The 7,429-nt window shown below is 67.7% G+C and carries 6 protein-coding genes; 4 read left to right on the top strand and 2 right to left on the bottom strand.

The features are described 5' to 3' along the window. Positions 1-691: 691 nt before the first annotated feature. Both AC5P1C_RS43210 and AC5P1C_RS43205 read right to left on the bottom strand, forming a co-directional pair. Positions 692-1,138 (bottom strand): hypothetical protein, encoded by a 447-nt coding sequence (locus AC5P1C_RS43210; RefSeq protein ID WP_493871502.1) that lies wholly within the window; start codon positions 1,136-1,138, stop codon positions 692-694. A 525-nt stretch (positions 1,139-1,663) separates the two neighbouring features. Beyond that, positions 1,664-2,665, bottom strand: a complete 1,002-nt coding sequence (locus AC5P1C_RS43205) for a hypothetical protein (protein WP_493871501.1) — start codon at positions 2,663-2,665, stop codon at positions 1,664-1,666. Positions 2,666-3,299: 634 nt separating this feature from the next. Between AC5P1C_RS43205 and AC5P1C_RS43200 the strand changes: the two genes are divergently transcribed. The 4 genes from AC5P1C_RS43200 to AC5P1C_RS43185 all read left to right on the top strand — a co-directional run bounded on the left by AC5P1C_RS43200 (position 3,300) and on the right by AC5P1C_RS43185 (position 6,993). After that, the gene (locus AC5P1C_RS43200; RefSeq protein ID WP_493871500.1) at positions 3,300-3,881 is read left to right on the top strand and encodes a sigma-70 family RNA polymerase sigma factor; all 582 of its coding nucleotides are present in this window, start codon (positions 3,300-3,302) and stop codon (positions 3,879-3,881) included. Beyond that, the gene (locus AC5P1C_RS43195) at positions 3,866-4,561 is read left to right on the top strand and encodes a hypothetical protein (RefSeq protein ID WP_493871499.1); all 696 of its coding nucleotides are present in this window, start codon (positions 3,866-3,868) and stop codon (positions 4,559-4,561) included. The genes AC5P1C_RS43200 and AC5P1C_RS43195 overlap by 16 nt, the downstream gene beginning before the upstream one ends. 114 nt (positions 4,562-4,675) lie before the next feature. After that, entirely contained in the window at positions 4,676-6,217 is a 1,542-nt protein-coding gene (locus tag AC5P1C_RS43190) for a YncE family protein (protein ID WP_493871498.1), read from the top strand. Between the two features lie 35 nt (positions 6,218-6,252). Further along, positions 6,253-6,993, top strand: coding sequence for a DUF1775 domain-containing protein (locus AC5P1C_RS43185; RefSeq protein ID WP_493871497.1), 741 nt, complete (start codon positions 6,253-6,255; stop codon positions 6,991-6,993). Positions 6,994-7,429 lie beyond the last annotated feature (436 nt).

The raw sequence follows: 7,429 nt of genomic DNA, 5'->3' as shown, positions 1-7,429 counted from the left end.
GCCGCTGACGTGTCGTCCGGCGCCACGAAGAACTTCACGATGATGCTCACCGGGACATCATGCCCGACCCACAACCACGATCGGCCGGACAAGTCCAAGCCGGGGCGCGGATATCCGGACATCTCAACCTGGCCGGCGCGCAGATCGCTTACGCCCTCTGGCTCGAGGACTGCTGGCTCGAGAAGTCGGTGGACCTGCTCGGGGCCTCACTTCCTCGCCCTTCAACCATGTGAGCACCGCCTTGTCCCTGAGCGACGCCCGGGTGGCTGGCGGCATGCTCCTCAACGGGGCTGAGATCAGCGCGCCCGGAGGGTGGACCGTGGCTGCCGGCGGCCTGGTCATGGAGACGAATGCGGATGTGAGAGAGAGGAAGGCTTCCTCCGGGGGTAGCCCTGGCGTCGTGCCGCACCCGCCCGTGTCGCTGGTGTTCACCACCTTGGCGCCGGCGACCCGAACACAGCCGTTCCGCTGGGCCTGGCAACGGTTTTGGTGAGAGGACCTGGCAGCCTCCGAGAAGAGTTTCACGTCCATGCAGCAGTGCCGGGCCGCCCGGAGGTGCGAATGCGAGAGCGGTCAGCAGCATCTCGCCGGCTTCGCCCGCGCACGCGGCATAGTCGGCGAGGATACTGCTGACCGTCGTATCGACGTTCCGAGGGAGAGTCCTACGCCCAGGCCGTGTTGGGCGGCCGCATCAGTGGGCACCGCCCTCGCAGATCGTGCCCGAGGAATTCCACAGGCAGGAGCGCAGCCAGACGTTGCGGACCTTGAGCGTGGCGTGCTTGCCGTAGTTCCACGTCTCGCTGCCCTTGCCGCCGCTGGTCTTCGCCAGTGTCCGCTGAGTGTGCACCCACTGCGACCCGTTCCAGTAGTCGTACATCACTTGCGCCAGCGCGCCGTAGCCGTCGCCCTGGGTGTCGCGTGCGTAGCCGTAGACCGATGCGTTGCCGCTGGAGTTCCAGGAGATCTCGACGTAGCTCCGGGCGCCCTTCCAGTCAGAGGAGGTGTACCGGAAGCTGGAGTAACTCCTCCACGGGTCCTCCCAGTGGCCTGCGGCCGAGGCTTGGGGGGCGAGCCCCACCATCATGGCCGCCGTCGCCACGAATACCCCGCAGATCGTGGACATGCGTCCGACGCGCATTCGATTCCCCGTTCGCTCTTGCCCCACATGGGGCTCTGATGTGAGCTCTCATGCTGGCGTGCGCATGCCCTCGGGGTCGTCACACCGGTGGTTGAGCCGGGTAAACCTGTGGAGTACCGCGGAAGAATTACCGGTTGCCGTGGAGTCGCGGACACCTGATCTTCACTCAGTTTCGGTGACACAAGGACTTCTGAATGAGCGCGTGTGACACGTCGGATGCCTCGCCTGTGACAACCAGCGTGCTCCGGCCGACCTCATCTGCCGGCTCATCCGGGCCCGTTGGCGTCAACTCCAGAACTTCGGCTCAGCCCACCGACGGCGACCTGCTGCCCGAGCCGGTGCTCACCGAGGCCATCGCCGTAGCGATCCTCAACCACCCCGGATTCCCCGCGAGAAGACGCAGGGATCACCACCCGTTCAACTCCGGCGTCGCACGGTGGCACACCCCTGCTTCACGATGACCCGTCCCGTCCCCGCGCCGATGCCGGGTGGATCTCATGCTCCGCCCGGCATCTGTCCTGACCGCTACTGGGGCGCGGGCGGAAGCTGCAGGTCGGTGCAGGCGCGCCGCTCGGCCGCCTGCTTGGTGAATGCGACCAGCGCGGCTCTGGCGAAGGACGGATTGTTGGACGTCGCGCTCTGCGGGCTGATCTGAAACAGGGCCCGGGGCCCGTCTCCGGGGCAGTCGGCGCTGGCCCAGAAGTATTCCTTGGTGTCCGCACCGCCACCGGCCGGCTTCGCGGTCAGTTCGGTGTACCGGCTCTCGCGGCGCTCGCGCAGGGCATAGGGGCCGAACGAGGCTTCCAGGCGATAGCCGTCATCTGTGCCCTCGTCGGCCAACAAGCACACCGAGGATGGCGCGAGCCGGTCTGTGGGCGTCTCGGTGACCACGTCGATCCGCTTGTTGCGTGTCCAGGGCAGCCCGGCGCAGGTGCCGTTGGCCGCCTGGGGAGCCGGCGAGTCCGACTCCGGGTCGACGACCTCTACCCGCGTGCCTGGCTTGTTCTTGCAGCCCCAGCGGTCGGCGGCGTTGGCGGCGGTCGCGGTGGCCAACTCGGCCACCTTGCCGCTCACACGCTTGTTGGGTTCCTCCGAGGTGAGCTGCGCGGTGGCAGCGATCGAGTGGTCACGGTTGGTGCACGGAAGAACAACCGTGGTGTTCACGCCGTCGGTGAAGCCTCGCCAGCCCCCGCCCATCGGTGTGGGAAGCGCGTCCGCGCGCAGACGCGGGAGGTAGAACTTCAGGTCGGTGGCGGAGTCATCCGGGATGCGTGCGGTGGTGATCACGATGTCCAGGCTCTTGATCCAGCAAAACTCGTACCCCTGCCCAGGCGTGCCCTGTCGAACGTCGTGGGGCAGCCCCGTGACCGGGTCGGAGGGAAGGCCCGTGAGGGACACGGTCTCCTCATACGGCAACACCCCGCCGCAGTACGACGCGAGCTTGTCCTCGAAACGCCACCGTTTCCCGGTGTCGCTCCAGCGATACCAGCCGTAGCCCCCGAGCAACGCCAGCACCACCACCAGCACGATCCCCCACGCCCAGCGACGTACGCCCCGCATCCTCTACCCCCGTGGTCGATCAATCGCCGCACCCTACCCACTCCGCGCCACGCTCCGCGCACCCCCGGCTGAACCTCCACATCCAGCCGCGCTTCGGGTGCGCTGCACACCAAGGTGGTGACGGACGCGAAGGGGCATCAGACCGGGCTCCGCACGCCCCGCAGAATGGCGAGGTCTTGGAGATGGCGTCACTACGCCCCAGGAGACCACTCAGAGTGATCACACCCCACCACAGGCCGAGGAATACGCGACTCCCGATTACGCGAGGCCGCCAGTGAGTTCTGGCCTCCTCATGTCGTCTTCGAGTAGCGTCCGGACCTCGAGCAGGTCCTCGGGCCCCCCAGTCCTTCCGCCGACACCATTCGCTCGCAGGGCCAAGGCCGTCGAGTCGTCCGGCACAGGGAAACGACGATCACGCCGGTCACGCAGCGTTACACGCCCGGTCGCCATTAGCTATACGAGATCAGGGCCGTATCAACAAACCTTCCGGCCCTTTCAACACCAGTGTCGGGACCCGCGTATCCCCTGATGACCACATCGTCTCCGGAAATGGACGGCACCATGGCCTTCTGGCACGGATCGGATACGGAAGGCCGTGTCGGTGAGCGGTAGTCCCGTGAAGTGGCTGCGTGGACGGTTCGCGTCGAAGGACGCGGAACCGACCGCACTGCGCACCGAACAGGAGGTACAGGCCGCCTACGAACTCTACGGCGGCGAGCTGTTCGGGTTCGCGTTCAAGGCACTGGACGACCGGCAGCTCGCCGAGGACGTGGTCCAGGAGATCTTCGTCCGCGCCTGGAAGTCGCCCCGCGGTTTCGATCCGAGTCAGGGATCCATGCGGACCTGGCTGTTCGCCATCGCCCGGAACGGAGTGGTGGACGCCGTACGGCGGCGCAAGGTCCGCGACGGCGCCGGTTACTCCTCGTGGGACGCCGTGTCCGAGTCGTCCTCGGTGTTCGACCCCGTCGATCAGCTCCTTGAGCGGATTCAACTCGGGGAGGCGTTGGAGCGGTTGAGCCCGCAGCACCGGGAGGCGGTGGTGGAGGTGTACTTCGGCGGTCGTACCTGCGCCGAGTTGGGTGATGAGCTGGGGGTCCCGGCGTCCACCATGCGCAGCCGGCTGTACTACGGCGTGCGCGCGCTGAGGCTCATCCTGGAGGAGAACGGGTGGCTGACACCATGAACGAGGCATGCTTTCCCTTCCGTTCATTGCTGACCGAGCATCTGCTGCTCAGGACACCGCTGCCGGAGGATCTGGCCCGGCATCTTGAGCAGTGCCCGCAGTGCACCCGAGAGGCCGCCGAGCTCGATGACGTGGTGCGGACACTGCAGCGATCCGACCCGTTCGCCGACTGGGCTGGCGCACGAGCGTTCGCGACGCACCCGCGGCCCTCGAAGGACCTCAGCGACCGCATCCGCCGAGTCGTGGCCGAACCAGAGCCCGCCCGGCCGACCTACCGGCGCCGCGTCGCCCTGGGCGTGGCCGCCGCCTTCGTCACGGCGGCCGCGGCGGTCGTCCCGTTCACGCTGCTGGATCAGGACCAGCCGCCCCCCGCGACATCGGTGGTGCTGGTCCGCGAGGGAAGGATGATCGACCGTCCGTGGGGCACCGAGGTGCCAGTGGCTCTGTCGGGGCTCAAGGCGGGCGAGACCTATCGGATGATGACCGTCAACGCGGACGGCACGCGTGTTCCGGGAGGCAGTGTTCGGGCCGATTCCGACGAGCAGGTGGCCACCCGCATGATGACGGCCATGCGCAGGGACACCATCACGGCCCTGATGGTCGAGGACGAAGAGGGTCGCGTCGTGACCCACGTTTCCGTGCTGCCGTCCCCGTCCCCGTCCGCATCCCGGCCAGCCTGACGGCCGGAACACAGACGTACTGACGCCGAATTCACCCACCGGGCGGTCAAGCGGTCCGCCATGCCCGAAGGCACCGCGGTCCGCCATGCCCGAAACAGACAATGGAGACGAGACATGCCTTCAGCGCGTCGTGCCACATGGATGTTGATCGCCACGCTGGGAGTAGGCGGCGGCCTCGCGGCTGCTTCCCTCGCACAGGCCAGCCCCGAACCCGCGGCTTCCGAGACCAGTGCCACGTCCAAGCAGCGCCCGATTCCGATCTCGGGTCGGGACCGTCTCTACACGGCCGACCAGTCGTCCAACACAGTGACGGTGGTCGACCCCTCGACCAACAGGACGCAGGGGACGATCGCCCTGGGCGACCAGCGGGTGGGCAGCAACTTCAGCCCGCAGTACAGCGGCGATTCCGGGGTGCACGGCCTGGCCTTCTCGCCGGACCGCCGGCTGCTGGCCGTGGTGAGCGTCACGAGCAACACCGTCCACATGGTCGACACGAGGACCAACAAGGTCCTCAACACCACCGATGTGGGCCGTGCCGCCCACGAGGGCAGCTTCACCGCCGACGGCAAGCAGTTCTGGGTCGCGAACCGGGGCCGGGACACGATCTCGGTCGTCGACACCCGGCACGGCGGTGTCATCGCCACCGTGCGCGTCGGCGAAGGCCCGTCGAAGGTGCTCATGAGCCCCGACGGCAGGCACGCGTACGTCAACTTCACCAGCAAGTCCGAGATCACCGTGATCGATGTGCGCTCCCGCAGGATCACCGACCGCATCACCGGGCTCGGTGCCACCTTCTCCTCCGACCAGGCGATCTCCGCCGACGGCAAACAGATCTGGGTCTCGCACAAGCGCGACGGCAAGATCAGCGTCGTGGACCTGGTCCGCGACGAGGTCGTCACCGTCCTCAACACCGGCCCCGACACCAACCACCCGCAGTTCGTCGACAACCGCAAGGGCAAGTTCGTCTACCTGACCATGGGTGGGCTGGACGAGACCTGGGTCTACAAGAGGACCGACGGCGCCCCGCAGTTCATCACCAAGATCAAGAACCGGGGGCACGCGCCGCACGGCGCCTGGGCCAGTGGTGACGGCTCTCGCCTCTATGTAGGCCTGGAGAAGTCCGATGCCGTGGACGTCATCGACACGGTCACCAACAAGGTGGTCGACACCATCGCGGCGGGCCAGGAACCGCAGGCCGTCGTCTACGCCCCCGGGGCCGCCAGGTCCGGCAGCGCGCCCAACCTCGGTCGCCAGGGACTCGGCCAGCAGGCCCATAACGTGCCGACCACGCTGCCAAACGGCAAGCGCGGTGACACCCTCGACCCGATCAAGGGCCGCGTCCTGGAGGCCACCATCCGTCCGGTGAACGGGCTGGACATGATCCAGCTCCAGGCACGCGGGCTCAGGCCGGACACCGTGTACCAGGCATACTCCATGGCCGCCGACGGCAAGAAGACCCCCCTGCGGACGTTCCCCACCGACAAGGGCGGCAAGACGCCCATGGCGCTCTCCTTCGGCTCCTTCAACGGCGAGAGCGTCTCCATCGAGGTCAAGGGCGGGGTGACCCCCGTCCAGAAGGCGAACTTCGCCGCTCAGGCCAGCGGGCACGACCACGCGGTGAAGACCGCCGACCTTCTGTACTGCGACTGCTGCTGACCCCGACCCCGACCCCGACCTGAGAGGACGTTCCCATGTCCCGCCGCGCTCGACGGCACATCGCCCCCCTGATCACCCTCGTCGGCGCGGCGGGAGCAGTCCTGCTCTCCACCGGTGCCGCCACGGCCCATGTCCGGGTCATAGGCGAGGTCGTCCCCGGGAAGCCCGCCACCCTCCAGTTCCGCGTGCCCAGCGAGATGCTCGACGCCACCACGGTCCGCATCGCGGTCGCCGTCCCGCCGGACGTCATGGTCACCTCGGTGCCGGCGCTCGACGGATGGAACGGGGAGACGATCGCCGGGCCCGGTGGACGGGGCGCCCAACTGGTCTGGACGGCGGAGGCGGGTCACGAGATCAAGCCAGCCCAGAGCCAGACCTTCAAAGTGAAGGTCGGACCGGTACCGGATCGGTACTCCTTGGCCTTCGACACGGAACAGACCTATTCCAACGGCACCGTCGCCGAGTGGAACCAGAAGCAGACCGGCGGTGAGGAACCCGAGTTCCCCGCACCGGTCCTCGTCGTCAACCCAGAGGCCAGCCCGTCACCCGGATCCGCCGCTGGCGCCTCGCAGCCGGCCAGCCCGGAAACCGCCCCCGCACCTTCCGTCGCGGGAACGCCGACGCCGGTCGCCGCCGAAAAGTCCGACTCCGACTCGTCCGTCGGTCTGGTCGCTGTGATCGGTGCGGGGGTCGCCGTGGCCGCCGCGATCACCGCCGCCGTACTGCGACGGCGCAGGACCCAGGGCCAGGTGCTCCAGAGCACGGAGACCGAGTAGACGGCCAAGACTTCTCGAGGCCACAAGACCAAGTACTCGCAGGTGGGGTTTCGGTGGGGCCAGGGGCGCCCGTGATCATGTGCGGCAGCGGGGTCAGCTGGGCGTGATGCGCCGGCGTTGTTGGCGTGGGAAGCCCTGCCAGCCGAACCGCATGGCGTCAGGCACCCGGCATCGCCACATCCGAATCGTCAGTCGCACTGGCTCCCGCCCCGCCCCGCTGTTTGCGAAAGCGTCGCGGCACCGAAACCACTGCCAACAGCGAGGCATCGACCTCGGCAAACGTCATCCGCACAGCGAAGGCACACCGCTCCGCACCGTGGAAGTCTCCAAGATTCCCGACAGACTCAGCTACTCAGCTACTCAGCGCGTCACTTCCGCCAGAACAGGTGGTGCACCACCCCGCTCGGGCTGGGGACCACGTCGAGGTGGAAGCGGT

The sequence above is a fragment of the Streptomyces sp. A18 genome, from assembly GCF_059026065.1.
The sequence above is the reverse complement of the archived record's forward strand: the minus strand, read 5'-3'. Positions and strand labels throughout refer to the sequence as shown.

Bases quoted from the DNA above. Each gene is read 5' to 3' on its own strand.
- AC5P1C_RS43210 (WP_493871502.1), bottom strand. From the start codon at position 1,138: ATGCGCGTCGGACGCATGTCCACGATCTGCGGGGTATTCGTGGCGACG.
- AC5P1C_RS43185 (WP_493871497.1), top strand. From the start codon at position 6,253: ATGTCCCGCCGCGCTCGACGGCACATCGCCCCCCTGATCACCCTCGTC.
- AC5P1C_RS43190 (WP_493871498.1), top strand. From the start codon at position 4,676: ATGCCTTCAGCGCGTCGTGCCACATGGATGTTGATCGCCACGCTGGGA.